Raw genomic sequence first — 25,825 nt, 5'->3', positions numbered from 1 at the left:
TTCGAACAGCCGCAAGAGGAGTTCTGGAATGGATCGCTCGATCGCCCTGCGCGGTCTGGGAATGCTGTTGCTTGGCGCCGCGCTGGCCGGCTGCGCCTCGGTTGCGCCCGTGCCCTATTCGGAGATGGCGTCCTCCGCCTACATGGCGCCCGACAAGTCCGACGCGTCCGGCCGCGTGCCCTACCGCTATTCCACCTCGGTCGACTGGCGCGGGTATCGCAAGGTGATCCTCGAGCCTGTCGTGATCTATCGCGGCAGGGATCACCAGTTCGGCGGCATGTCCGACAAGGACAAGGCGTTGCTCGCCGCCTACATGCAGAGCCGCTTCGCCGAGCGGTTGCGCAGCCGCTTCAGCCTCGTGCGCGAGCGTGGACCCGAGACGCTGCGAATCCGGCTCACGCTCACCGGCGCCGTGACCAACACGCCGGTGCTCGGCACGCTCTCCCGCTTCGACATGGCCGGCGCGGTCTACAACGGCGTGCAGGCCGCGCGCGGCGGCGAGGGCATGTTGACCGGCTCGGTGATCTACGGCGTCGAGATCTTCGACGCTTCCACCGCGCGGCTGCTCTCCGCCTACGTCACCAAGCAATACCCCGGCGCCTACGACATCGAGGCGAGCGTCGGTGCGCTCGCGGCCGCCTATGCCGGCGTCGACAAGGGCGCCGATGCGCTGATGGCGCAGCTGAACTGACCCCACAACCCATTCAACGACAGGTGCCGCTGATGAACATTCTCCTTCGCTTCGTGCTGCGCGTCGCCATCACCATCGCGATGATGGCCTTCGGCGGTCGTGCAGGCGCCGCTGCGCCCGCCGATCCCAGCGGCACCTGGCTCGTCGAGGACGGCCGCGCCCGCATCAGGCTGGAGCGCTGCGGTCCGTCGCGCGATCGCATCTGCGGCTTCATCGTCTGGATGAAGGAGCCGGCCGACAAGCGCGGCCAGCCTCTTCGCGACAGGGAAAACCCCGATGCCGACAAGCGCGCCCGCCCGCTGCTCGGCCACCAGTTGATCATGGGCTTGCAGGCGACGCCTGAGGGCCGGTTCGCCGGTGACATCTACAATGCCGAAGACGGCAAATCCTACTCGGTCTCGCTGTGGCGCGAATCCGCAGACCGTCTCAAGCTCAAGGGGTGCCTGATCAAGTTTCTGTGCCAGACCCAGACCTGGCAGCAGACCCTCGACGTCCAGCCCGGACAGCTCATCGGCCTCACCGGCGATCTCAATGGCCCCCGCGCCGACAAGGAATGGGTGCAGGTGCCGCCGCCGAAGCCAACGCAGGTCAAGGCGAAGTAGGTTGCGCCTGTTGCCGCAAATTTGATCCCGATCAAAGTCGGGCCGTCGCTTCTGCGATCTGATTATACGATGGACGTTAGCTCGGGCCTTCGTGAAACGGACTTGGACGATCTCGCCGTGCCGGTCGCGGGCGAGGCGGCCGTACGTTGCGCGCAAGTCCTTGCCGATGCGGGCATGCGGGTGACGCGGCAGCGCCTGGCGCTGGGCAAGATGCTGCTGCTGGGCGACCACCGGCATGTCACGGCTGAAGGTCTCCATGAGGAGGCCACGGCTGCAAATCTGCGGCTGTCGCTTGCCACCGTCTACAATACGTTGAACCAGTTCACCGAAGCCGGCCTGTTGCGCCGGATCGCGGCCGACGGCATCAAGTCGTTCTTCGACACCGACACATCGGTCCATCCGCACTTCTATCTGGAGGGCGAGGATGCGCTGGTCGACGTTGCCGGCGGCCTTGCCTTCAGCAAGTTGCCGGATCCACTCCCAGGCCACGAGATCGAGCGGCTCGACGTCATTGTCCATCTGCGCCGGAAGCGGCCGTAGCTGCAGCACCGATCAGCTCAATCCCGCGCGCCGAAATCCCTCCAGATAGTGCTCGCGATCGGCATCTTTCACCCAAGGCAGCTGAGTCGCGATCCAATCCAGTGAGATGTTCGGCTGGGTGCGGCGGAGTTCGCCCAGTGCCATGTCCGCGAGCGCGCTGTCGCCGGTCATGCCGGCGGAAACGGCGAGCACGCGATAGGCGCCGGTGAGATCGCCGCGATGGCGGATCGCCTCGCGCGCCAGCGCGATGGCCTCGTCATAGCGCCGCTCGGTGAAGCGGGCATAGCCTGCGATGCCGTAGTAGATTGCCAGCGACGGATCGCGCGGCGAGAGCCTGATCGCCTTCTGAGCCGCCTCGAAAGAATCGCCGGATCGCCCGGCATAGGACAGCGCCAGCGCATAATATCCCTGCGCCAGCGAAAAGTTCGGATTGAGCGCGAGCGCCTGTTCGAACTCGGACAGTGCCTCCGCAAGCCGGCTCGTCGAGAAGCAGACGCTGCCGAGTGCGGCATGGGCCCAGGCATTCTCGTGGTCGCAGCGCATCGCGGCGAGCGCTGCGTTCTCGGCGATCGGCGCGGTGGTGGCAAGTTCGGCCCAGCCCAGATGCACGCCGAACATGTGGCTCGCCGCCAGCACCGCCAGCGCCTGGCCGTAGTCCGGATCGATCCCGATCGCACGCTCGAGCAACTTTTGCGCGACGGCGTGATCCTGCGGCGTGATCCGCCAGTAATGCGAGAGCGCCTGCATCAGGAGGTCCCAGGCATCGAGGCTCGCCGGGGGCTTGCGATGCGTGCGAAAATTCTCCGCGGCGTGGATCTGCGGCTCGATCGCCGCGACGATCCGCTCGGTGATCTCGTCCTGCACGGCGAACACATCGACCAGCTCGCGGTCGTAGCGCTCGGCCCAGAGATGACCGCCGGTGGTGGCGTCGTTGAGCTGTGCGGTGATGCGCACGCGGTTGTCCACCTTGCGCACGCTGCCCTCGACGACGTAGCGGACGCCGAGTTCCTCGGCGATCTGCTTGATGTGTACCGCGCGCCCCTTGTAGGTGAAGGACGAGTTGCGGGCGATCACGATGAACCAGCGCTGCTTCGACAGCGCGGTGAGGATGTCCTCGCTGATGCCGTCGCCGAAATAGTCCTGGGCGGGATCGCCGCTCATGTTCTCGAAGGCGAGCACGGCAATGCCGGGACGGTCCGCCACGACGCGTGGGGAACTGAGGGCGGCTTCGGCCGGCGCAGGCTTTGCTGCCGCTTCCGCCCTGACGTCGCCGACGAAACGAAACCCCTTGCGCGGGATCGTCTTGATCAGCCGCTGCGTCGTGCCGTCGTCCCCGAGCGCCTTGCGCGCGGCATTGATTCGGCTGTTCAGTGCCGAATCCGAGACGATGCGGTCGCTCCAGATCCGGCTGATCAGGTCGTCCTTGCTGACGACGCGAGCGCGCTCCGCGACGAGGTAAAGCAGCAGATCGAACACCTGCGGCTGCAGCGGCACGGTCGTCCCGGCGCAGGTCAGTTCGCGCCGGTCGCCGTCGAGCACGTTGTTTTCAAAGAGAAATCGCACGTTTCTGTCGTCTCAAGCAAAAATCAAAGTCGTCTCAGGCGAAAATCAACCGTCCGCGAAAGTCTTCAGCCGTCCGGTCCGGCATGGTGCAGAGACCAACAAGTGCCGATGCCTCGGCACAACGGAGCTTTCTATGACCCAAATCGATCATCAGGTTCATTCCATCAGCCCGGAGATTGCGGGCTCGCGCATTTTCAAGTTCATCGCCTTTCTTTACGGAATTGCGGCGTATCTCGTGTTCTTCGTCACCATTCTCTATGCCATCGGCTTTGTGATGGGGTTGGTGGTGCCGAAGACCATCGACACCGGAGCCGACACGCCGACCGCCGAAGCAGTGATCATCAACCTGCTGCTGATGACGCTGTTCGCCGTTCAACACAGTGTGATGGCGCGCCAGCGCTTCAAGGCATGGTGGACGCAGTTCGTCCCCAAGCCGGTCGAACGCTCGACCTATGTGCTGTTCGCGAGCCTGTCATTGCTCCTCCTGTTCTGGCAGTGGCGTCCGATGCCGACGGTCGTATGGGACGCGGGTGACCCCGATCTTGCCGTGACACTGGTCACGCTGTCCTTCGCGGGCTGGGTGCTGGTGTTCACCTCGACCTTCATCATCAATCATTTCGAATTGTTCGGACTGCATCAGGTGACCAACCATCTCGTCGGCAAGCAGGTCGAGCCGCCGCGGTTCAAGACGCCGCTGCTCTACAAATTCGTCCGTCATCCGATCTATCTCGGCTTCATCATCGCCTTCTGGGCGGCACCGACCATGACCGCGGGCCATCTGCTGTTTGCGGCCGTGACCACCGCCTACATCTTCGTCGGTATCGCCCTGGAGGAGCACGATCTCGTCGATCTTTTCGGTGACGAATATCGGCAGTACAAGCAACGGGTGTCGATGCTTATTCCCTGGCGCCGGTCAGTCTAGCCGTCGCATCCTCTGCCGCGCATCCGCCGAACGGAGGATGCGTGGCGGGGCTTCATTTGCAACCCAACAATTCTAATCCAGCATTCCTACCCCAGTCCATCTCAGGAGAACCAGGATGAAACATGTCGGACACTGCTTCTGCGGCGCCGTTACAGTCGAGGTCACCGGCGAGCCGGCGGCGATGGGCTATTGCCATTGCCGATCCTGCCGCTCGTGGTCGGGCGGTCCGGTGAACGCGTTCAGCCTGTGGAAGCCGGAAGCCGTGCGTATTACCGAAGGCGCGCAGAACGTCGAGACCTTTGCCAAGACGCCGCTGAGCCAGCGCAAATACTGCAAGAAGTGCGGCGGTCATCTCATGACCAATCACCCGCCGCTCGATCTGATCGACGTGTTCGCTGCGACCATCCCGACGCTCGCCTTCACCCCCGGCGTCCACGTCAACTATGCCGAGTCGGTACTGCCGATGCGCGACGGCATGCCCAAGTTGAAGGATTTTCCCGCCGAGTTCGGCGGCAGCGGCGAGATGATGCAGGAGTAGGACCTCTCTCCCCGCTTGCGGAGAGAGAAGGCGTTACCTCATCCCCGCGCGCCGAAATCCTTCGAGATAATGCGCGCGGTCTTCGTCGCGCAGCATCGGCAGCTCCCGCGTGAGCCATGCCAGCGAGATGCCGGGCTGGGTGCGGCGCAATCCCTCCAGCGCGGAGGCCGCAAGGGCAGGATCGCCTGACATGCCGGCGGCCGCCGTCAGCACGCGATGCGCGCCGACGAAATCGGCTCGCTGCCGCATCGATTCTCGCGCCAACTGCACGGCGTGGTCGTAATTGCGGCCGATGAACTGGGCATAGGCCGCAACACCGCAATAGATCGCCGCAAGCGGATCGCGCGGGCTGAGCCGAAGCGCGCGGCGCGCGGCGGCATCGCCGTCCTGCCATCGTCCGGCGTAGCATAGGGTGACCCCGTAGAAGGCGTGCGCCATCGCGAAATTCGGGTTGAGCGACAGCGCCAGCTCGAACTCCGCCAGCGCGTCGTCGAAGCGGCGGCGGAACAGATAGGTATAGGCAAGGCCGTGATGGGCCCAGGCATCGTCGCGATCGGCTTCCACCGCGGCGAGTGCCGCAGCTTCCGCGATGGGAACGGTTGCGCCCATGTCGGCCCAGCCCATATGCGCGCCGAAGATGTGGCTGGTCGCGAGCAGGCCCAGGGCCTTGCCATAGGCGGGGTCGATCGCGATCGCCTGCTCGAGCAGCCTCTGTGCCGAGGCATTGTCCTCGCCTGTGATGCGCCAGTAATGCGACAGCGCGCGCACCACGAAATCCCAGGCGTCCAGGCTGCCCGGTGGCTTCTGCTGGGCACGAAAGCTCTCGGCGGCATAGAGCTGCGGCTCGATCGCGGCGACGATGGCTTCGGTGATCTCGTCCTGCACGGCGAAAATGTCGGCGAGCTCGCGGTCGTAGCGCTCGGCCCAGAGATGGCCGCCGGTCGAGACGTCGTTGAGCTGGGCCGAGATGCGGACGTGGTCGCCGCTTCGCCGCACGCTCCCTTCGAGCACGTAGCGCACGCCGAGCTCGCGCGCGATCTCGTTGAGATGCACGGCGCGACCCTTGTAGACGAAGGAGGAATTGCGTGCGACGACGAAGAACCAGCGCAGCTTCGACAGCGCTGTGATGATGTCCTCGCTGATGCCGTCGGAGAAATAGTCCTGCTCGCGGTCGCCGCTCATATTGGTGAAGGGCAGCACGGCGATCGCGGGCCGGTCGGGCAGCGCGGGCGTTGCCTGCGACGCTGTGACGCTGCGGCGTGGTTCCACAGCCACGCCTCCGGACTTGGTCTCGACGTCGCCGACGAAGCGAAAGCCTTTCCGCGCGATGGTGCGGATCAGCAACTGGTTCGCGCCGCTGTCGCCGATCGCCTTGCGCGCCGCGTTGATCCGGCTCGTCAATGTCGATTCGGAGACGCTGCGGCCGTGCCAGATCTTGTCGATCAGCTCGTCCTTGCTGACGACCCGGTCGCGGTTCTCCATGAGATGGACCACGAGGTCGAAAACCTGTGGTTCCACGGAAACGGGAACCTGCTCGCGGCTCAGCTCGCGCAAGTCGGTGTCGAGAAGGTGATCCCGGAACAGAAACTGCACGTCGAAAACTCAGGCCTCACGGCGACTTCAGGCAATGATGAAATCAAATGGATTTCGACTTGAAGTCTGTGAGTCCGACGAAAGGTCGATCCGGTTCATCGCGACGTCCGGATGGCTGCTATGCCATTTGCGCCGAGGAATGCAACCCGGGTTAGAATGTGGCCGCCTTTGGCCGGATTGTCGCGGCACCCGGGCGATATCCGGATGCCGCGGCACAGCCTCAGGGGCAGGGATGGCGCCGGCCGTCGTTGCCGAGATACAGGCCCGTGTTCGGGTTGTAGGACCTGTAGCGTTGCATGCAGTATTGGACGTCTCCTTCCGGTGGCGGTGCGTAGCCGGCGGGTGGCGGCGGATAGGCCGGCCCATAGTAATAAGGTGAACCGTAGTAATGGGGCGCCGCGACCGTGCCGCCGATGATCGCGCCGGCCGCAAGCCCGCCGACGAACGCGCCGCCACCCCAGCCCCAGCCGCGATGCCCATACCAGCGCACTTGCTCGATCCGGCCGGGCGCAGATTCTGCCACCGCGAGCGGCTGTGCGATCGGCGCCGCCGATACCGCGGTCAATGTCGCAGCCGACAGGCCTGCCAGCACGCAGGCGCCGGCAACGAAGCGAAACGATTTCAACATTGAGCTCTCCTCGTCATGCGGCGGCATTCGCGCCGCGTGACAAGTGATAGTGCAGTCGAAGAAGCGTGCTGAATTAAAGTTTGGACAGGAAGATGGTACTGCGACAGTGCCTGACATCTCCTATCGTCGTCCCGGCGAACGCCGGCTTTCGCCAGGACGACGATGGCTGTGTGTCGAACAGTGAATGTTGATTGCTCGGCTCGATATCCCGCGTAAGCTGCTCCCACGCAACAACAGCCGAAAAGAAACGCTCATGCCCGCTTTTCCCGCCTCGACCACCGTGCTCGACTCCATGCTGTTCCGCGATGCCTTCGGCACGCCCGCGATGCGCGAGGTGTTTTCCGATGTCGCGCTGGTCGGGCGCTATGCCGAGGTCGAGGTGGCGCTGGCCAGGGCGGAGGCGCGATGCGGCGTGATCCCGCAGTCTGCCGCGGACCAGATCGCGGCGCGGACCGACGTCGCCGCGCTCGACTTCGATCTCCTGCGGCAGGAGACCGACATCGTCGGCTATCCGATCCTCCCTTTGGTGCATCAGATGGTGAAGCAGTGCGGCGAGGCCGGCCGCTACGTGCATTGGGGCGCGACCACGCAGGACATCATGGACACCGCCGTGGTGCTGCAACTGCGTGCGGGGCTGGAGATCGTCGAACGCGACATCGACGAGCTGCGCAAGATCCTCGCCGACCTCTCGCGGCGCCATCGCGACACGCCGATGGCCGGCCGCACCCATCTCCAGCAGGCGCTGCCGGTGACCTTCGGCTACAAGACCGCGATCTGGCTCGCGATGTTCGATCGTCACGCCGAGCGTCTCGCTCAACTGAAGCCGCGCGTCCTGGTCGGGCAGTTCGCGGGCGCCGCCGGCACGCTGGCCTCGCTGGGCGACAAGGGGTTCGAGGTGCAGGAGGCGCTCTGCGCCGAGCTCGAGCTCGGCGTTCCCGCCTCGACCTGGCACGTCGCGCGCGACGGATTCGCGGAAGCGGTGAATTTCCTCGCACTCGTCACCGGCTCGCTCGGCAAGATCGCGCTCGACATCATGATCATGGCCTCGACCGAATTCGCCGAGGTCTACGAGCCCTTCGTCAAGGGGCGCGGCGCCTCCTCGACCATGCCGCAGAAGCGCAATCCGATCTCTTCTGAACTGATGCTCGCGGCTAGCAAGGCGGTGCGCCAGCAGGCCGGCCTGATGCTGGATGCCATGGTGCAGGATTTCGAGCGCGCCACCGGTCCGTGGCACGCCGAATGGATGGCGATCCCGGAAAGCTTCGTGCTGACCGCAGGCGCGCTGCACCAGGCGAAGTTCGCGCTCGCCGGCCTCATCGTGGACGAGACGAAGATGAACGACAACCTCGCCCTTAGTCGCGGCCTGATCGTGGCCGAAGCGGTCATGATGGGACTGGCGCCGCAGATCGGGAGGCAGGAGGCGCACGATGTGGTCTACGATGCCTGCCGGCTCGCCAACGAGAAGGGCCTGACGCTCGCGGACGCGCTCTCGTCCGACGCCCGCGTCTCGAGCCGGATCGATCGTGCCACGATCGAGGCGCTCACTTCACCGAAAAATTACTTTGGTCTTGCTCCTGCCATGGTCGACCGGGTGCTGAAATCGGCAACGCGTTGAAAACCAAACTGCGTGAAACTCCGTATCTTTCACGTCTTGCAGGACGCTCGCACACTTGTGTCTCGTGATGCTAGGCTTAGATTGAAAGAGAGATTTCGACAGAGGACCCGGCATGACCGATCAACGCAATTCCGCCACGTCCATCGATCCCGTCAAGCTCGACCGGCTGGCCGAGGTGGCGGTGAAGGTGGGATTGGGCTTGCGGCCGGGACAGGATCTTCTCCTGACGGCACCAGCGATCGCGCTGCCGCTGGTGCGCCGGATCGCCGCGCACGCCTACAAGGCCGGTGCCGGTATCGTGACGCCGATCCTCTCCGACGAGGAGATGACGCTGGCGCGCTACCGCTACGGCCACGACGACAGTTTCGATCGCGCGGCCAACTGGCTCTACGAGGGCATGGCGAAGGCGTTCTCGGAGAATACCGCGCGCCTCGCCATCGTCGGCGACAATCCGATGCTGCTGTCGAACGAGGATCCGTCGAAAGTCGCGCGCGCCAGCAAGGCCAATTCCATGGCCTATCAGCCGGCGCTGGAAAAGATCGTCAATTTCGACACCAACTGGAACATCATCGCCTATCCGAGTCCATCCTGGGCCAAGCAGGTCTTTCCGGACGATTCCGAAGAGGTTGCCATCGGCAAGCTCGCGGACGCGATCTTTGCGGCGTCCCGCGTCGACCGCGAGGATGCCATGGCCAATTGGGCGAGCCACAATGCGGTGCTGCGCGAGCGCACCAACTGGCTCAACGGCCAGCGATTCCGCGCGCTGCAATATTCGGGACCCGGCACCGACCTCACCATCGGGCTGGCCGACGGCCATGAATGGGAAGGCGGCGCGTCGCTGTCCAAGAACGGCATCAGCTGCAACGCCAACATCCCGACCGAAGAGGTCTTCACCACGCCGCACTGCCGGCGGGTCTACGGCCATGTCGTGAGCTCGAAGCCGCTGTCCTACCAGGGCACGCTGATCGACAACATCGCGGTCCGTTTCGAGGACGGCAAGATCGTCGATGCCAAGGCCTCGCGCGGCGCGGAAGTGCTGAACAAGGTGCTCGACACCGACGAGGGCGCGCGGCGTCTCGGCGAGGTGGCGCTGGTACCGCATTCCTCGCCGATCTCGCAGAGCGGGCTGTTGTTCTACAACACGCTGTTCGACGAGAACGCCGCGTCCCACATCGCGCTCGGCCAGTGCTATTCGAAGTGCTTCATCAACGGCGCACAGCTCACACCGCAGCAGATCGCAGCGCAAGGCGGCAACCAGAGCCTGATCCATATCGACTGGATGATCGGATCGGCCGAAACCGACATCGACGGCATTCTGGCCGACGGCAGCAAGGTACCGGTGTTCCGCAAGGGCGAGTGGGCGAAGTAGCTCTTCACCTCTCCCCGTCGGGGAGAGGTGAGTTCCCGGCGGCGGCCGACAATCTTTCCCGAACTTATTTGTTAGAGTGTCACTCACGCCGCCGCGTTGCGCAGCATCGGGTTGTTGTCGATGCTGAAGCGGTTGAACAGTGTCGTGAACGGGCTGCCGTCGGTGGCCCGCACGATGGCGTCGGACGCCGCGACCGCGTCGTACAGCGCGCCGACCGGATCGTCCGGCTCGGGCAGGTCGAGGTGCTCCCGGATTTCCTCCCTCGCCTCGTTGACGTCGTCCTCGTCCTCGAGTGTCGCTTCGAGCGCATCCGCCGCGCGCCGCATTTCCTGGAGATCGCCGCCGGCGGAGAATTTGAGGATGTCGAGCCAGTAGGGGCGGGCGACCACCAGCTGGATCAACGCCTCGAAACTCTCGGCGATGATGCCGGCGCGTCCCTCCGACGAAACGTAGAGCACATTCTGCGACGGCAGCAGCACAAAGGCGCCGCCTGAGCCGTCGCTGCCGATCTGCTGAGAATTTTCGAAGCCGTCGATGGTGAACCAGGGCTCCTCGTCCGGCGCGAACGAGACACCGAGGCTGCCGAGCCAGGCGACGACCTCGCCTTGGGCTGTCACGGCCTCCGGGGTCAGGGGCATCGATGCGGCTCCTTCTCAGTCGTGTCGCGCATTTTGTCGCACCCCGGAAAAGATGGGTTCATGTGCGCGAATTTGCAGGCAAATCCAGGCGTTAACCGCTTCGCATCTGCAACTTGCGGCTGATTGTCGGGGCCCGCGTAAGAAAGAATTAAAAGCCGGCCACTAGCGTTCCAACATCTTTCGAAACAATCCGGGCCTGGACCCGGCCATCGATATTATATCCCCTGGGGAAGCAGATGTCGCGCGCGTTGATTGAAATCGGTAGTTGCAATGTGGATCTGGAGCTGCGGCCGATCGAGCCGGCCTGGATCATCGAGGGTAACCCGATCTCGCGCTCGCACATCCTCTCGACCAGCTCGGACGGCACCTCCTCGACCATCATCTGGTCCTGCACCGAAGGCCGCTTCAACTGGTACTATGATTTCGACGAGACGATCATGATCCTGGAAGGATCGATCGTGCTGGAGAGCGATGGGCTGCCGCCGAAGCGCTACGGCGTCGGCGACGTCATCTTCTTCCGCGACGGCGCGCATGCCAAATGGCATGTCGAAGGCCACGTCAAGAAGATCGCGTTCTGCCGCAAGACCAACCCCGCCGTGATCGGCTTCATGGTCCGCGTCGTCAACAAGCTGAAGCGAATGTTCCTCTCGGCCGGCGAACGCCGCCCCGCGACCCTCATGGGTGCCGGTTAGTCGAACTCACGGGCGCTTCCCAGCGACCACGACGGAACAGGGGTCGGGACCAACATCCCGGCCCCTTTTTCGTGTCATGACGGCAGTTCGAGCCGGTAGAAGTCGGTCGCGGTCTGCGAGAACAGCGCCGTCTGCTCGGCCTCGCTCAAGGGTGCCGCGATGCGCTTGAAGGCGTTGAAGATCACCTGGTAGCTGCACTGGCCCTTGTCCGGCGGGAAGTTGCTTTCGAACATCGCCCGCTTCGGCCCGAAGGCCTCGATGCAGGTCTCGACATAAGGCTTCCACGCGGCGGCGAGTTCCTCGGACGACGGTGGCCTCTCGCGCAGGTGGAAGTCGTAGCCGAGCAGGCACATTGCGAGCCCGCCGAGCTTCACCACCACGTTCTCGCAACGAGCGATCTCCCGGATCGCGGCGCGCCACTGCGGGAATACCTCTTCGCGCCGCCCGGCAAAGCGGCCCACGCCGGCCGGCCCGCCGCAATGGTCGAGCACGATCCTGGTGTCGGGGAAGGCGTGCGCCAGTTCAGCGAGCTCGCCGATCTGCGGATGAAACAGCCAGGCATCGAAGCTGAGGCCAAGCGGCGCGAGGCAGGCAAAGCCCTTGCGGAAGGTCGGGTCCTGCAGCAGGCCCTTCGGCCGGTTCGCGTACATGCCGGCGACGACGGGGTCTTGGTCCCAGGCGGAGGAATGCCTGATGCCGCGGAAGCGACCGTTGCCGGCGGCGATCTCCGCCTCGAGCACCGGCTTTGCGGCATCGCCCAGCAGCAGATTGGCGTGGCTGACGATGCCGGCGCAGATCGCGGCCTTGCCGTAGCCGCCGCTCGCGCTCATCGCGGCGACGCCGTTGGCGAACTCGACCTCACCCACGGGCCGGAACGCTTCGGGCCCGTGCGCACGGTACATCGAGCGGCAATCGACATAGACGGTGGCGATGATGTTGTGGCCGGAGGCGATATCGGCAGCCATCTCCTCGATCAGATAGCGATGTCCGCGATTCCAGAGATGATGATGCGGATCGACGATCGGCCTGAGGGGATCGATGATCTCTTCCTGATATTGCGCGAGCCAGTCCTCGCGCGGTTCGACGAAGAGTCCGCTGGTGTTGGCAGGCAGACCGCTTGCAGCCATCGACGTTCGCTCCCTCATGTTTTTATGGCGGGAGCCTAGCACCTGATCTGGTTGCGCAGCAGCGCGCGTGGCTCAGAGCACCATCGCAGCGGCGGAGGAGGTGGGCTCCCCATCACCTCTTACGCCGCCGCGCCCTCACATCGACCACCAGTCGCCAGTCGGTTGCCGCGGCGGGCTTGACCTCGCCCAGCCAGCGAAAGGAATCGTCCGTGATTTCGACAAAACTCCACCGCGTGAGGTCACCGGCTTCGGTTGTGCCCTCCTGCACGATGTCCTCGCCGCGTGGACGACCGATCTGGTGACGGAACACCGAGCGCGCTGGATCGGACCAGGAAATCCGCCACGCGGAAATGGTGGGGTCGTAGACCCGCAGCGTCGTGCCGTACCAATTGCCCGCGATGGGAAAGGCGGAGCTGCCCGCTGGGCGCGGAATGATCCAGACGTCCTGAACGGCGCGTCCTTCCAGCACCCAGCCGAAATGGATTTCACCTGGCGCGGTGTGTTTCGTTCCATCAGCGCCGTGGGCGGTGATCCCGGCGTCCCAATCTCCGACGAAGCGGCCATAGAGCTCAAGCGCCGCCGCATGCTCGGGGTTGGGGCCATCCGCGTGCAGCAATCTCTCGAAGTCGGTCATGTCGATCTCCTGCTGCCAGGGAGATCAGCACGACCGGCCGGCGGCCGACTTGGAGAAAATTGCGCGTTAGACGCCGTCGAGGATGATCACTGTCGGTGTCGTCGGCAGCGTATCTCGCGAGATCCGCAAGGAGCGCTCGGTGCGGCGGTCGATCTCGAACTGCCGGCCAATGCGGCGCATGAACTCGTCGAGCGGGGTCGCGAAGCGGTGCATCGGCAGCACCACGGAGGCGCGCAGCCGCCTGGTGATCTCGGAGACACCGTCGAGCGACATGGTGTAGGTGCCGTCGATCGGCACCATCACGATGTCGAGCCGGCCGATCTGGGCGAAATGGCTGTCGTCGAGCTTGTGATGGAGATGGCCGAGATGACCGATGCAGAGGCCCGCCACCTCGAAGATGAAGATCGAATTGCCGTCACGGATCATGTCCGCGCCGGAATCGTCACCGAAATAGCGGCGGATGTCGGTGGTGACGTTGCGGATGAAGGTGTCGCCGATGCGCTCCGACACGATGGCCGGCTTGCCGTCCTCGCCCCAGCCGTGCAGGACATGGGGAATGCGCTTGTCGGGATTGAGAGAATAGTGGGTGCTGTGCGCCCGGTTCATGGTGACGACGTCGGGCAGCCGGCCGACCTGATAGGCGCCGCTGTAATCGGTCGCGATGCGCACGCCGCCGGGCGTGTCGATGAAATAGGTGGAGTGGCCGGCATAGGTGATCTCGACCTCGGCCGCGGTAGCCGCCTGCCGGAAGGCGACCGGCATAGCGCGGGGCGCGGCGTTCGCTATCGCCAGGCATTCGCTGCGTTGAGACGGCTGCTGGGCGAGGGCAGGAGAGAGACAAGCGCCCAACAGCGCAAATGCCGCCGAAATGAATCGCCGCATGAACCGGTCCTCGATGACTTCAGGGGAAAGTCTAGCGTGCAACGCAGCGTGTCGCCAACAGGACGCGATCAACAGCGCGTCAGTGTCGCACCTTCAGTCCCTGCCTTTAGTCGCGCCTCGGGCTGAACTTCCAGGTCATCGCGACCAGGCCCGCGGTGATCAGGCCGCTGACGATGCCTGCGGTCGGCAGCGTGAGCAGCAGCGCGGAGGTAGCGGCCCAGCCGATCGAGGAGAAGGCTTCGGCGAAGGTGGCAAGCCGCGACGAGGTCTGGCGACGGCGGAATTGGCTGCGCCGGGCCTGGACGCGGAACCAGAGCTGGATCGCGGTGGCGCAGGCTGCGCTGGCGATGATCATGGCCGCCGTGATCGCAGCCTGGAAAGGCGAGGCGAATACCAGTGCAGCAACCAGCGGGCTGAAGATCGCGGCGATCGCGATCAGCACCACCTCGATCTTGGCGCGGATGACGCTCGTGGGTGTGAGTGGCGCGGTCGCGACCAGATCGGGCGCGTCTTCGCCTGATATCGTCAGCCAGGCGAGCCCGCCGGCGAGTTGCCCTGCCGCCATCACGATGACAGGCGAGATGAGAGTCAGCGCCGCGGAACTGTCGCCAAAGCTGCGCCAGAGCAGCAGGGCCGGCGGCACCAGATAGAGCAGTTGCATCAATGTCTGCGAGATCAGCCAGGGATCGCGCCAGAGCAGCATGAATTCCTTGCGCCGCAGCGCCTGCTGCCGCGATCCGCCACGGAATGGACGTTCCTTCGCGCGCTTGCGGTTGGACGTGCCATAGGCGGCGGCGTCGATCGCGGTGTCGGCGAAACGGCCCGAGAAGATCGCCATGACGCATCCGAGCAGCACCAGCCCGAGCGCGAGGAGCGACAGCAGCGCCTCGCTGTCGCCCATGGTCGCACGTGCCGGCCACCACCAGATGCTGTCGATGTCGGGCGCGTGGGCGGCGAGAGTGCCCGACGTCAGGATGGTGAAGCGCGACAGCGTGCCGTAGGATATGATCGCCGCGACCTGGAGCGCGATCACGAAACCGGCGCCGATGATCGCAGCCAGGATCTGGGCAACGAAGCGCGTCCGCGCCGGGCCGATCAGGCGGAACAGGAGAATGGTGACGGCAATGGCGATGGCCGCGGCCGACAGGCCCATCGCGACGACCACGCCGAATGCGGCAAGCCACCGCGCGCCGCCGCCGATGACGAGCACGTCGATGAAGGGCGTCGAGAACAACAGCGCCATCGCCGTGACGGTGAGCGCGATTGCGGCGATGCGGACCGAGAACAGGTTCGCCAGCGTCGCCGGCGAGGACATGATCAGGTCGAGATCGGCGCGGGCGTAAAACACCCGCGTCACGGATTCGATCGCCTGCGACAGCATCAAGGTCCAGGCGAGGAAGATCGTCGCCGAGATCACGATCAGCGACGATTTGTCGAGCGGCAGTTGCAGATTGGCGAAGCGGCCGATCACCGCCCAGGCCGGCACGTGCAGCAGCGCGGCGAAGAAGACGAGGCCGATCATAGCGGCGCGCGCGCGCCGGCGCCGGCCGCCCGTCATCATGGCGAACCATTCGCGCCAGGCGAGGCGGAGCTCGTGACGGGCAAACCACGAAAGGGCGGTCGCCGAGCTCATGCGGCTTCCTGGAGCGTCACCAGGGCGATGAAGAGATCCTCCAGGCTGGTGTCGGCATGGCCGTTCTGCTGACGCAGCTCCGTCAGCGTGCCTTCGGCAACGAGGCGGCCCGCGGCGATAACGCCGATGCGATCGGCCATGCGCTCGGCCACCTCGAGAATATGCGTCGTCATGATGACGGTGCAACCGGCGCGGACCCGCTCGCCGAGCAATCCCTTCACGTGGCGGGCGGAGACGGCATCGAGGCCCGTCAGCGGCTCGTCGAGAATGATGAGACGGGGATCGTGCACCAGCGCGCCGGCAAGAGCCACCTTCTGACGCATGCCCTTGGAAAAACCTTCGCATCGTTCGTGCCGGTGCGGCTCGAGCCCGAGCGAAGTCAGGAGCTCCTCGGCGACCGGCTTCGAGGCCGAGGGCGCGATGCCCCAGAGGCCGGCGACGAATTCGAGATATTCGAGTGGGGTGAGCTTGTCATAGATCATGGGCTCGTCGGAGACCCATGCCATGACTTGCTTGGCGGCGACCGGATGAGCGAGCGCATCGACGCCGAAGATCGAGACACCGCCATCGTCGGGCCTGAGCAGGCCCGCAACCATGCGCAAAGTGGTGGTCTTGCCGGCGCCGTTGGGGCCGACCAGCGCATAGAATTCGCCGGCATGAATGGTGAGATCGAGGCTGTCGACCGCCAAACGGTCAAAACGCTTCGTTAACCCTCGGACTTCCAGTGCCGAGCTGTCCGGCTTCATGACGGCCACACCATGAGGTTTTGCATAGCCCGCGACCATGACCCGAAGATGTTTCGGCCCCGTGAATCGCGCCGCCGCAAATTCCGTCATTCACCTTGGACTAAAGGCAAGTCACCGTTTGTTGACAGCGCGCGGGCCTTCAGGCTGAATTGGCGCCGGGCAAATGCGCTAACGCGGCAGAACGACTGCGTAGCGACTGGACACAAGATGCGACAAGGCGGTCAAAGAACCGCCGGTCGCGTCGGGAGGATGCGCGGCGATGCTGGATTTCGTTCAGCAGCTGGTCAGCGGCATTGCGCTCGGCTGCGTCTACGGCCTGATCGCGCTCGGCTTCGTGCTCGTCTACAAGGCCACCGAGGTCGTCAACTTCGCCCAGGGCGATCTGATGATGCTGGGCGGCTTCTTCGCCTTCACCTTCATCGGCATGATGGGCCTGAACTACTGGGTCGGCTTCGCCGGCGCCGTGGCGGCGATGGCGCTGTTCGGCATGCTCGCGGAGCGGATCGTGGTGCGGCCGATCCTCGGCTATCCGCAATTCTCCATCATCATGGCCACCATCGGCCTCGGCTATTTCCTGCGCTCGGTCGCCGGCATGATCTGGGGCACCGACGATTTCAAGATCGAGACGCCGTTCAGCCAGGGCGTGCTGCGCATCGGCTCGCTGGTGCTCGCGCATGACAAGCTGTCGGTGATCGCGGCAACGATCATCCTCTGCACGCTGCTCTGGCTGTTCTTCAACAAGACCACGCTCGGCACCGCGATGCGCGCCAGCTCCGAGAACATGCTGGCAGCCTACTACATGGGCATCCCGGTCAAGCGCGTGGTGTCGATCGTCTGGGCGATCAGCGCGGCGGTTGCGACCTGCGCCGGCGTGCTGCTGGCGCCGATCACCTTCATCCATTCCAACGTCGGGCTCGTGCTCGGGCTCAAGGCATTTCCGGCCGCAGTGCTCGGCGGCTTCGGCTCGATCCCCGGCGCGGTCGTCGGTGGCGTCCTGATCGGCGTGATCGAGAGCATGGCCGGGTTCTATCTGCCGGAGGGATGGAAGGACGTCGCGCCCTACGTCGTGCTGCTGGCCGTGCTGTTGCTCAAGCCCGAAGGCCTGTTCGGCCTTCATGCCCGCAAGAAGGTCTGAACGCATGCGCTTCCTGTTCAAGACCGACTATGAGGACGACATCAGGCTGTTTCCGCATTCGGGCTATGTCGTCTCCTACGGCCTGCTGCTCGCGGTGCTGCTGATCGCGCCCTACGTGCTTTCCAGCTATCTGATGAGCCAGCTCGTCTTCGTCTGCATCTACGCGACCGTGGGCGTGGCGCTGTTGATTTTGACGGGCTTTACCGGACAGGCTTCGCTCGGGCACGCCGCGTTCCTCGCGATCGGTGCCTACACGGCGGCCTACCTGCAGAAGTACAACGTACCGTTTCCGGTCTACTTCCTCGCCGCAGGCGTCTTGACCGGCTGCATCGGCGCGCTGGTCGGCTTTCCCGCGCTGCGGCTCCAGGGCATCTATCTCGTCATCGCCACCATCTCCTTCGCTTTCATCGTCGAGGAGATCCTGGCGCGCTGGGAGAGCGTCACCAACGGCAACGAGGGCATGCGGGTCAAGGCGCTGACGCTGCTCGGCGTGACGGTCTCGCGCGACAGCCCCACCTTCTATTTCGTCTGCCTGGCGGTGCTGGTGCTCACCATCGTCGGCACGCTCAACCTGTTGCGTTCGCCGACGGGGCGGGCCTTCGTCGCCATCCGGGACTCCGAGACCGCTGCACGCAGCATGGGCGTCAACGTCGCGCTCTACAAGGTGAAATCCTTCGCGATCTCGGCGGCGATCACCGGCTTTGCCGGCGTGCTGTTCGCGCACAAGCTCTCCTTCATCTCGCCGGAGATGTTCACGCTCCAGCTCTCGATCGAGTTCATCATCGTGATCCTGATCGGCGGCACATTCAGCCTGCACGGCGCGGTGCTGGGCGCGATCTTCATCGTGATGATCGATCCGTTCCTGACATACCTCAAGGACGACATGCCGGGAATCATCGCCGGCATCGCCGCGACCTTTGGAGCGGGCACGGCCGCGGCGGAGAATATCCAGTCGAAGGCCGCGGCCTTCGCCTCGCTCAACGGGCTGAAGGGTGCGATCTACGGCATCATCATCGTGCTGTTCGTGCTGTTCGAGCCGCTCGGGCTCTACGGCCGCTGGCTCAAGATCAAACTCTTCTTCCAGCTGTTCCCGCTCTACAAGCGCTCGACCTTCAAGCGGCAGAAGATCTACGTGAAGTCGGAGCGGAACCGATGAGCTATTTCCGCGCCGAAAACCTGTCGCTGCATTTCGGGGGGCTGAAGGCCGTCGACGCAGTGTCCTTCGCGGTCGAGAGGGGCGAGATCCTCTCGATCATCGGGCCCAACGGCGCCGGCAAGAGCTCTATCTTCAACCTGATCTCGCGCATCTACCGGCCGACCTCGGGCCGCATCTTCTTCGAGGACCAGGACATCACCGAACAGCCGCCCTACGACATCGCCAAGCTCGGCATCGCCCGCACCTTCCAGAACATCGAGCTGTTCGAGAATGCGACCGTGCTGTCGAACCTCCTGGTCGGACGCCACCGCCATTCCTCCACGCAGCTCTGGCAGGAATTGCTGTTCCTGCCGAGCGTGCGCGCCAATGAGAAGGTGCACCGCCGCCGGGTCGAGCAGGTGATCGAGTTCCTCGACCTCGAGGCCTATCGCGACAAGCTGATCTCGGGCCTGCCTTACGGTGTCCGCAAGGTGATCGAGCTTGCGCGCGCGTTGTGCACGGAGCCGAAGCTGATTCTGCTCGACGAGCCGTCCTCCGGCCTCAATGTCGAGGAGACCGACGACATGTCGTTCTGGATCCGCGACATGAAGAGCGAGCTCGGCGTCACCGTGCTGATGGTCGAGCACGACATGTCGTTGGTCAACCGCGTCTCCGATCGGGTGATCGCGCTGAACTACGGCCGCGTGCTGGCGATGGGCTCGCCCACCGAAGTCCAGCAGCATCCCGACGTCGTCGCTGCGTATCTGGGAGCCTGATGCGATGGATGCGACCGTTGCGCCCGACATCATCCTGAAGCTCTCCAACATCGAGAGCTATTACGGGCCGATCATGGCGATCCGCGGCATCTCGCTGGAGGTGCCGCGCGGCCGTATCGTCACGCTGCTGGGCGCCAACGGCGCCGGCAAGACCACGGTGCTCAAGACCATCTCCGGCATTCTCGACCCGCAGAAGGGCTCGATCGAGTTCATGGGCAAGCCGATCCAGCGGATGGAAGCCGATCGCATCGTGCGGCTCGGCCTCAGCCATGTCCCCGAAGGACGCGAGGTGTTCCCGTTCCTCTCGGTGCGCGAGAACCTGATGATGGGCGCCTATCCGCGCAGCGACCGCGACGGCGTGGCGGACGATCTGGAGCGGGTCTATGGCTATTTCCCGCGGCTGAAGGAGCGCATCAACCAGCCGGCCGGCCAGCTCTCCGGCGGCGAGCAGCAGATGCTCGCGATCGGGCGCGCGCTGATGAACCGTCCGACGCTGCTGCTGCTCGACGAGCCCTCGCTCGGCCTGTCGCCGATCCTGGTGAAGGAGATCTTCACCATCATCCGCCGCGTCAACGAGGAGCAGGGCATGTCGATCCTGCTGGTCGAGCAGAATGCCCGCGTGGCGCTGGAGACCGCGCATTATGGCTATGTGCTGGAGATCGGGCGCGTCGTGATGAACGACAGCTGCGACCGCTTGATGCATTCCCAGGACATCCAGGAATTCTACCTTGGCGCCAAGGAAGCCGGCGCGCGAGGCGAACGGCGCTGGAAGAAGAAAAAGACCTGGCGATGAAAGACCTGGCGGTGAATGTTGGCGGTGAAAGACGTCGATGAAGCGCTGAAGCGGCAACGAGGAGAGACGCATGGCCCGACCGGCGGTGCTGACGGTCGCTGATACGATCGCAAAGAGCTTCTTGCGCGCGGCAGAAGTGCGCGGCGACAGGCCTGCGATCCGCGAGAAGAAATTCGGCATCTGGCAGCCGACGAGCTGGCGCGAATGGCTGCAGATCTCCAGGGAAATTGCATACGGCCTTCGCGCCATCAACTTCATGACGGGCGACGTCGCTTCCATCATCGCCAATGCGGTCCCGGAATGGATCTACGCCGACATGGGTATTCTCTGCGCCGGCGGCGTCTCCTCCGGCATCTACCCGACCGACGCATCGGCCCAGGTCGAATACCTGATCAACGATTCCACGACGCGGGTGATCTTCGCCGAGGACGAAGAGCAGCTCGACAAGATCCTCGCCTGCCGCGCCCGCTGTCCCAGCCTGCAGCGGATCGTCGTGTTCGACATGGAGGGCCTCAGCGGCTTCTCGGACGACATGGTGATGTCGTTCGAGGAGTTTCGCGCGCTCGGCCGCAACCACATGGTCGGCCGCGAAGCGCTCTGGCAGGAGATGGTCGACAGCCGCAGCGCGAGCGATCTCGCCGTGCTCGTCTACACCTCGGGCACGACAGGTCCGCCCAAGGGCGCGATGCACGCCAACCGCAGCGTCACGCACCAGATGCGGCATGCCAACGACTTCATCCCTGCGCGCGAGGACGAAGACCGGTTGATCTTCCTGCCGCTCTGCCACGTCGCCGAGCGCGTCGGCGGCTACTACATCTCGGTCGCGCTCGGCTCGGTCATGAACTTTGCCGAGAGCCCCGAGACCGTGCCGGACAATCTGCGCGAGGTACAGCCGACCGTGTTCCTCGCGGTGCCGCGGATCTGGGAGAAATTCTATTCGGCCATCACGATCGCGCTGAAGGACGCGACGCCACTCCAGCAATGGGTCTATCGCCGCGCCATCGCGATCGGTTATCGCATGGTCGACTGCCGGAGCGAAGGCAAGGCGCCGCCACTGGGCCTGCGCATCGCCAACGGCGTCGCGTACCGGCTGGCCTTCCGCAACATCCGCCGCATGATCGGGCTCGATCGCTGCCGCATCGCCTTCACCGGCGCGGCACCGATCGCGCCGGACCTGATCCGCTGGTACCTCGCGCTCGGCATCGACATGCACGAAGTCTACGGCCAGACCGAGAATTGCGGGGTCGCGACCATGATGCCGGGAGAGCGCGTCAAGCTCGGCTCGGTCGGTACGGCGGTGCCCTGGGGAGAGGTCGCGCTGTCGCCCGACGGCGAGATCCTGATCAAGGGCGACTTCCTGTTCATGGGCTATCTGAACCAGCCGGAGAAAACGGCGGAGACCATCGATACCAGAGGCTGGCTGCACACCGGTGACGTCGGCACCATCGACAACGAAGGCTTCGTCCGCATCACCGACCGGATGAAGGACATCATCATCACCTCGGGCGGCAAGAACATCACGCCGTCGGAGATCGAGAACCAGCTGAAATTCTCGCCCTACATTTCGGACGCCGTCGTGATCGGCGACAAGCGGCCGTATCTCACCTGCCTCGTGATGATCGACCAGGAGAACGTCGAGAAATTCGCCCAAGACCACGACATCCCCTTCACCAACTACGCCAGCCTGTGCCGGGCCAGCGAAATCCAGGACCTGATCTGGCGCGAGATCGAGGGCGTCAACGCGAATTTCGCCCGCGTCGAGACCGTCAAGAAATTCTACCTGATCGAACGCCAGCTCACCCCTGAGGACGAGGAGCTGACGCCGACCATGAAGCTGAGGCGCGGCTTCGTGAACAAGCGCTATGCCGCCGAGATCGACGCGATGTATCGCGAGCGCGCGGTGGCTTAGCGCGCGCATGCGCGTGCAGACAAGAAGGCGAAGCGGTGATGGCCCCGCCCTTCGCGTCATACGGGCCCTAAGGAGAGGAGACGTCAATGTCGAAATCGTTGAAAGCGTTCGGCCTTGCTGTGGGCGCGGTGGCGCTCACTTGTCTGCCGGCCGCAGCGCAAACCAAGGTCACCAATGAAGGCATCTCGGCTAGCGAGATCGTCATCGGCACCCATCAGGATCTGTCGGGTCCGATCAAGGTCTGGGGCGTGCCCGTGTCCAACGGCATGAAGATGGCGGTCGAGGAGATCAACGCGGCTGGCGGCATCCACGGCCGCAAGATCAGGATGATCCTCGAGGACAACGGCTACGATCCGAAGAAGGCGGTGCTGGCCTCGCAGAAGATGGTCGAGCGCGACAAGATCTTCGCCATGATCGGCCCGATGGGCTCGCCGACCGTGCTCGCCGCGCAGGACATCCTGTTCGACGCCGGCGTGCTCCAGCTCTTCCCGCTGACCGCGGCCGAGTTCACCTTCAAGTTCGATCCCGCCAAGCCGCAGGAGCGGCTGAAGTTCAACAATCTGCTGCCTTACGTCGAGAGCACGCGCGCCGCGCTGAAATACATGATGGAATGGAAGAACTTCAAGAAGCCCTGCATCATGCACCAGGACGACGAGTACGGGAAGAACGTGCTCGACGGCTTCAACCAGCAGCTCGCCGCGATGAAGGTGCAACCGGCCGCGATCACGAGCTTCAAGCGCGGCGCCTCCGACTTCAGTGCGCAGATCGCCAAGATGAAGTCCGACGGCTGTGATCTCGTCGTGCTCGGCACCATCATCCGCGAGACCATCGGCGCGATGACTGAGGCCAGGAAGCTCGGCTGGGACGTGACCTTCCTCGGTGCCACGCCCACCAACGTGCTGGAGGTGCCGATGCTCGGCAAGGAGGCGGTCGAAGGGCTCTATGCGGCCTCGGGCTTCGAGATCCCCTACGAAGACACCGCCAAGGGCAAGGTCCACGACTGGCTGATCAACTACAAGAAGATGTTCAACACCGATGCGAACACGCAGGCGATCATCGGCTACAACGCGGTGATGACGTTTGCGTTCTACGCGGACAAGGCCGGCAAGGATCTCACGGGTCAGAAGATGCTCGATTCGCTGGAGTCGGGCGACAAGTTCCTCGACATCTTCAACTCGCCGCCGACCAAGTTCTCCAAGACCGACCACCTTGCCAACACCATCACCCAGGTGCAGCAGGTCAAGGGCGGCCGCTGGGTGCTGGTGAAGGACAATCTGATGTTTTGATGTGCGCCTCTCCTCGCTTGCGGGGGGAGGAAGCAGCCTCGCCACAACTCTCTCCCCGCAAGAACGGGGAGAGGGAGACAAGGTCGTCTACGATCCCCCGCCCGCCGTCCCCGAATTCACCGGCGCCAGCTCGTCCTCGCGGCAGCGCCAGCCGTCGGCGGCTTTGACGAAGGCAAAGGTGCGCTGGATCCTCAGCCGGCGCGTGACGTTGAAGGCTGCCGCGGAGCGCTCCTTGCCGGTCGCGGCCGGCTGCGGCCGGCCGGTGCCGGCGTCCCAGCAGGTGCCGGTACAGGTCGAGGCGACCTTGCTGCACGTGGTGAACGGTGCCAGCACCACCATCTCGATCTCGCCGGTGACCTGCGCCTCCTGATCGGTCACCTTGCTGTCGAGCGCGTAGACGCGGTTGATGCGCAGGAAATTGCCGCACGAATTGGCCGCGTGAATGCGCGCCGCGCAGAAGTCGACGGCGTCGGTGTCGGGCTCCCGGGCTGCGACCTGGCGGCCGAACACCTGCTTCGGATCGCCCTTGGCGGCCGTGATCTCGTCGGTCTTTTGCTTCAGATATTCGGCGAGGCAGTTTTCCGCGGAGCCGAGCTCCTCGAGCGGCACGTTCTCTTTGCCGACCAGATTGCACTTGCGATCGCGCTCGCGCGTCCAGCGGCCGTATTCGGCGAAGGCAAAGCGTGCGGCGGTGGGGTCGAGCTTGCCGATCAGGCCGAGCACCTGGCTGTTGAGCTCGGTCTCGGTCAGCGCCAGGGACGGGTCCGCGCAGATCAGCGCGCCGGCCGCCGTGTTGGCCGCGAGACAGTCGAAATCGGGATCGCGCACGATCGCGGCGCGGTCCTCCGTCACCTTGAGCAGGCAGGCCTTCACCCGGTCGAAATCGTCATCGCGGATCGCGGCCTGGCCGACGATGCCGCAGCCGAGATTGCGCTGGCGATTCCAGATCGCGTTCTCCTCGATCGCGGGCAGGCGATCGGGCAGGCGGGCGAGCCGCGCCTCGACGGCCGCAGACAGCTTCTCGGCGGCCGCGGACAGCTCGGCGTCACCGCAGAACAATTGGTTGCCGGGATCGCGAATCTGCTGGCAGTCGTTCCTGGCGAACAGCGGCAGCCTGTCGGCGATGGCGGGAGCGGACGTGCCGGACTGAGCGAAGCCTGGCGCCGCAGGCCAGGCCAGCAGCGCAAGCACAGTCACCACGATCGACCGCATTCCGGATGTCCCCAGCATTGCCGTGGCCATGCTAGCGTCTCGGATCGCGCGGCGAAATGGGTTTGTAGGGTTACGGCGAGATCAATGCGCCGCGGGGGCGATCATCGAGAACCGCACGGGCTCGACGGCATATTTCAGCACGGCCGACTGGTAGAGCACGAACAGCGGCTGGTAGGTGCGTGCGTCGTCGTCCTCGACCATCGCCATGCGGCGGTTGTCCAGCATCAGCCAGTGACCGTCGAGCTTTGCCGCGACGACCGCATGGTCTTCGCCGACCCTGACGTCGCGCACCACGACGAGGCGGAGGTCTTCCGCGGCGACGCCGGCAAGCCGCAGCGCGGCGAGCTTGGCGATGGCATAGTCTTCGCAGTCGCCGGCGCCGCGCGCGAAGGTCGCGAGCGGCGAGCTCCAGACGTCGTCGGCGCCGTCATCGGCGGCGCGGATGCCGAGGTTGATGGCCCGGTTGGTCTCGCCGAGCCGCGCGCGGCCGTCGCGCGTGCGGGCCTGGTCGACGATGGCGAGCAGCTTCAGCGCCGCGGGCGAGGCGCAATGGTCGCGGTCGCCGTCGCACAGCGCGAGCTGCACCATGTCGTCGTCGAACTGGTCCTTCAATGCGAGCCATTTCTGACGCAGGCCGCCGGTGGAAATGGCGAAGGCGAACACGCCGAACGGCTCGGCCGATCTGCGCACGAGCACACCCGCACCCGGCGACAGCAAGGTGCCGGCACGAAGATCAGCGGCGGATCCGAGCAGGAACAATCCGCACAGGACAAGGATAGCGCGCCAGGCGCGCGAGCGAGCAGCGGTCTCCATCTGACATCCCCTTCCAGCTTCGCCGGGTCCCCTTCGACCTGCACGTGCCGGGCTTGTTGCTTTCGCGGAGATAGTGCGAGACGGGCCGTTTTGTTCTGCTTAACGCGCCGAGGCAGGGTGCCGAAACCGCGGGGCAGGCTCAACCGGGCCTGCCCAAATTGCGTAAAGTTTTACGAATCGGGGGCGGGGGAGAGGCCCGGCTGCCGCGAAATCGAATCGATTGCATGCAGAGGTTGCAGGCCGGGCGATTATGCGCCTATGGCTAACGACCCGCTATTTTACGGGTTTTGTTAGTTGGATCACAGATTTGGCTCCGTATTTGCCGCAGGATGTTGCGGGGCACCACGAAGAAT

25 protein-coding genes are annotated in these 25,825 nt (G+C 64.6%); 14 read left to right on the top strand and 11 right to left on the bottom strand.

Annotation, left to right across the window (positions count from 1 at the left end; genetic code table 11):
• Positions 1 to 28: 28 nt before the first annotated feature.
• The 3 genes from QY049_RS14310 to irr all read left to right on the top strand — a co-directional run bounded on the left by QY049_RS14310 (position 29) and on the right by irr (position 1,833).
• The gene (locus QY049_RS14310) at positions 29 to 691 is read left to right on the top strand and encodes a DUF3313 domain-containing protein (RefSeq protein WP_194478301.1); all 663 of its coding nucleotides are present in this window, start codon (positions 29 to 31) and stop codon (positions 689 to 691) included.
• 32 nt (positions 692 to 723) lie between these two features.
• Complete coding sequence (locus QY049_RS14305) at positions 724 to 1,293, top strand: DUF2147 domain-containing protein (protein ID WP_258764110.1); 570 nt, start codon at positions 724 to 726, stop codon at positions 1,291 to 1,293.
• A 69-nt stretch (positions 1,294 to 1,362) separates the two neighbouring features.
• Complete coding sequence (irr, locus tag QY049_RS14300) at positions 1,363 to 1,833, top strand: Fur family transcriptional regulator Irr (protein ID WP_301269545.1); 471 nt, start codon at positions 1,363 to 1,365, stop codon at positions 1,831 to 1,833.
• Positions 1,834 to 1,845: 12 nt separating this feature from the next.
• Here the strand turns inward: irr and QY049_RS14295 are convergent, their stop codons facing one another.
• On the bottom strand, positions 1,846 to 3,396 hold the full coding sequence (locus tag QY049_RS14295; protein WP_258764109.1) for a winged helix-turn-helix domain-containing tetratricopeptide repeat protein: 1,551 nt from the start codon (positions 3,394 to 3,396) through the stop codon (positions 1,846 to 1,848).
• Between the two features lie 133 nt (positions 3,397 to 3,529).
• Here QY049_RS14295 and mddA point away from each other — a divergent pair, with 133 nt between their 5' ends.
• The gene (gene mddA / locus QY049_RS14290; RefSeq protein ID WP_194478297.1) at positions 3,530 to 4,318 is read left to right on the top strand and encodes a methanethiol S-methyltransferase; all 789 of its coding nucleotides are present in this window, start codon (positions 3,530 to 3,532) and stop codon (positions 4,316 to 4,318) included.
• A 115-nt stretch (positions 4,319 to 4,433) separates the two neighbouring features.
• On the top strand, positions 4,434 to 4,856 hold the full coding sequence (locus QY049_RS14285; RefSeq protein WP_301269544.1) for a GFA family protein: 423 nt from the start codon (positions 4,434 to 4,436) through the stop codon (positions 4,854 to 4,856).
• 33 nt (positions 4,857 to 4,889) lie between these two features.
• Here QY049_RS14285 and QY049_RS14280 read toward each other — a convergent pair whose 3' ends face one another.
• Positions 4,890 to 6,449, bottom strand: coding sequence for a winged helix-turn-helix domain-containing protein (locus tag QY049_RS14280; protein WP_258764106.1), 1,560 nt, complete (start codon positions 6,447 to 6,449; stop codon positions 4,890 to 4,892).
• 220 nt (positions 6,450 to 6,669) lie between these two features.
• Entirely contained in the window at positions 6,670 to 7,077 is a 408-nt protein-coding gene (locus QY049_RS14275) for a BA14K family protein (RefSeq protein WP_258764104.1), read from the bottom strand.
• A 253-nt stretch (positions 7,078 to 7,330) separates the two neighbouring features.
• On the opposite strand from QY049_RS14275, the gene pcaB reads away from it, so the two are divergent.
• Both pcaB and QY049_RS14265 read left to right on the top strand, forming a co-directional pair.
• Positions 7,331 to 8,692, top strand: a complete 1,362-nt coding sequence (gene pcaB / locus QY049_RS14270; RefSeq protein WP_301269543.1) for a 3-carboxy-cis,cis-muconate cycloisomerase — start codon at positions 7,331 to 7,333, stop codon at positions 8,690 to 8,692.
• Between the two features lie 112 nt (positions 8,693 to 8,804).
• Positions 8,805 to 10,061, top strand: coding sequence for an aminopeptidase (locus QY049_RS14265; protein WP_194478292.1), 1,257 nt, complete (start codon positions 8,805 to 8,807; stop codon positions 10,059 to 10,061).
• Between the two features lie 83 nt (positions 10,062 to 10,144).
• Here QY049_RS14265 and QY049_RS14260 read toward each other — a convergent pair whose 3' ends face one another.
• Complete coding sequence (locus tag QY049_RS14260; protein ID WP_258764100.1) at positions 10,145 to 10,699, bottom strand: hypothetical protein; 555 nt, start codon at positions 10,697 to 10,699, stop codon at positions 10,145 to 10,147.
• Between the two features lie 236 nt (positions 10,700 to 10,935).
• Between QY049_RS14260 and QY049_RS14255 the strand changes: the two genes are divergently transcribed.
• Complete coding sequence (locus tag QY049_RS14255) at positions 10,936 to 11,391, top strand: cupin domain-containing protein (protein WP_258764099.1); 456 nt, start codon at positions 10,936 to 10,938, stop codon at positions 11,389 to 11,391.
• Between the two features lie 74 nt (positions 11,392 to 11,465).
• Here QY049_RS14255 and QY049_RS14250 read toward each other — a convergent pair whose 3' ends face one another.
• The 5 genes from QY049_RS14250 to QY049_RS14230 all read right to left on the bottom strand — a co-directional run bounded on the left by QY049_RS14250 (position 11,466) and on the right by QY049_RS14230 (position 16,413).
• Entirely contained in the window at positions 11,466 to 12,518 is a 1,053-nt protein-coding gene (locus QY049_RS14250; RefSeq protein ID WP_194478289.1) for an amidohydrolase, read from the bottom strand.
• Between the two features lie 112 nt (positions 12,519 to 12,630).
• Positions 12,631 to 13,152, bottom strand: coding sequence for a hypothetical protein (locus QY049_RS14245; protein WP_258764098.1), 522 nt, complete (start codon positions 13,150 to 13,152; stop codon positions 12,631 to 12,633).
• 66 nt (positions 13,153 to 13,218) lie between these two features.
• The gene (locus tag QY049_RS14240; protein ID WP_258764097.1) at positions 13,219 to 14,034 is read right to left on the bottom strand and encodes an MBL fold metallo-hydrolase; all 816 of its coding nucleotides are present in this window, start codon (positions 14,032 to 14,034) and stop codon (positions 13,219 to 13,221) included.
• A 106-nt stretch (positions 14,035 to 14,140) separates the two neighbouring features.
• Positions 14,141 to 15,667 (bottom strand): permease, encoded by a 1,527-nt coding sequence (locus tag QY049_RS14235; RefSeq protein WP_194478286.1) that lies wholly within the window; start codon positions 15,665 to 15,667, stop codon positions 14,141 to 14,143.
• Positions 15,664 to 16,413, bottom strand: a complete 750-nt coding sequence (locus tag QY049_RS14230; RefSeq protein ID WP_194478285.1) for an ABC transporter ATP-binding protein — start codon at positions 16,411 to 16,413, stop codon at positions 15,664 to 15,666. Before QY049_RS14230 ends, QY049_RS14235 begins: the two co-directional genes overlap by 4 nt.
• 259 nt (positions 16,414 to 16,672) lie before the next feature.
• On the opposite strand from QY049_RS14230, the gene QY049_RS14225 reads away from it, so the two are divergent.
• From QY049_RS14225 to QY049_RS14200, 6 genes are all read left to right on the top strand, one after another.
• A complete protein-coding gene (locus tag QY049_RS14225) occupies positions 16,673 to 17,548 on the top strand; it encodes a branched-chain amino acid ABC transporter permease (RefSeq protein ID WP_194478284.1) in 876 nt (291 codons plus the stop codon).
• Positions 17,549 to 17,552: 4 nt separating this feature from the next.
• Positions 17,553 to 18,704 (top strand): branched-chain amino acid ABC transporter permease, encoded by a 1,152-nt coding sequence (locus QY049_RS14220; RefSeq protein WP_194478283.1) that lies wholly within the window; start codon positions 17,553 to 17,555, stop codon positions 18,702 to 18,704.
• Complete coding sequence (locus QY049_RS14215; RefSeq protein ID WP_194478282.1) at positions 18,701 to 19,459, top strand: ABC transporter ATP-binding protein; 759 nt, start codon at positions 18,701 to 18,703, stop codon at positions 19,457 to 19,459. The genes QY049_RS14220 and QY049_RS14215 overlap by 4 nt, the downstream gene beginning before the upstream one ends.
• A 4-nt stretch (positions 19,460 to 19,463) precedes the next feature.
• On the top strand, positions 19,464 to 20,252 hold the full coding sequence (locus QY049_RS14210) for an ABC transporter ATP-binding protein (RefSeq protein WP_194478281.1): 789 nt from the start codon (positions 19,464 to 19,466) through the stop codon (positions 20,250 to 20,252).
• A gap of 70 nt (positions 20,253 to 20,322) precedes the next feature.
• The gene (locus QY049_RS14205) at positions 20,323 to 22,161 is read left to right on the top strand and encodes a long-chain fatty acid--CoA ligase (protein ID WP_258764096.1); all 1,839 of its coding nucleotides are present in this window, start codon (positions 20,323 to 20,325) and stop codon (positions 22,159 to 22,161) included.
• A gap of 86 nt (positions 22,162 to 22,247) precedes the next feature.
• On the top strand, positions 22,248 to 23,447 hold the full coding sequence (locus tag QY049_RS14200; protein ID WP_258764095.1) for an ABC transporter substrate-binding protein: 1,200 nt from the start codon (positions 22,248 to 22,250) through the stop codon (positions 23,445 to 23,447).
• An 87-nt stretch (positions 23,448 to 23,534) separates the two neighbouring features.
• Here the strand turns inward: QY049_RS14200 and QY049_RS14195 are convergent, their stop codons facing one another.
• Positions 23,535 to 24,659: a lysozyme inhibitor LprI family protein gene (locus QY049_RS14195; protein WP_258764093.1), complete on the bottom strand. Its 1,125-nt coding sequence runs from the start codon at positions 24,657 to 24,659 to the stop codon at positions 23,535 to 23,537.
• A gap of 81 nt (positions 24,660 to 24,740) precedes the next feature.
• Positions 24,741 to 25,472 carry a transglutaminase-like cysteine peptidase gene (locus QY049_RS14190; protein ID WP_258764092.1) on the bottom strand — a complete coding sequence of 244 codons (732 nt, stop codon included), beginning with the start codon at positions 25,470 to 25,472 and terminating at the stop codon, positions 24,741 to 24,743.
• Between the last annotated feature and the right edge of the window lie 353 nt (positions 25,473 to 25,825).

Source organism: Bradyrhizobium sp. WYCCWR 13022, from assembly GCF_030435535.1.
GTDB lineage: Bacteria > Pseudomonadota > Alphaproteobacteria > Rhizobiales > Xanthobacteraceae > Bradyrhizobium.
The sequence above is the reverse complement of the archived record's forward strand: the minus strand, read 5'-3'. Positions and strand labels throughout refer to the sequence as shown.